The 226-nt window shown below is 42.0% G+C and carries 1 rRNA gene; it reads left to right on the top strand.

The annotated features are described in order from the left end of the window. Window positions 1-118 precede the first annotated feature (118 nt). A 5S ribosomal RNA gene (rrf, locus tag ADA55_RS08865) occupies window positions 119-226 on the top strand; the annotation flags it as partial.

Genomic DNA, 226 nt, shown 5'->3' with positions numbered 1-226 from the left:
ACATGTGGAGCTGACTGATACTAATAGATCGAGGACTTAACCAACGCTTTAAAAAAATGAAATACCTTCTTCTTATTATCTAGTTTTGAAGGAATGAATTCTTCAAAAATGAATATAGTCTGGCAATGATGGCGAAGAGGTCACACCCGTTCCCATTCCGAACACGGAAGTTAAGTTCTTCAGCGCCGATGGTAGTTGGGGGTTTCCCCCTGTGAGAGTAGGACGT

The organism is Bacillus sp. 220_BSPC (assembly GCF_001054655.1).
GTDB classification, from domain to species: Bacteria; Bacillota; Bacilli; order Bacillales; family DSM-1321; genus Peribacillus; species Peribacillus frigoritolerans.
Note: the sequence above shows the minus strand (reverse complement) of the source record. Positions and strands in the feature narration are given on the sequence as shown.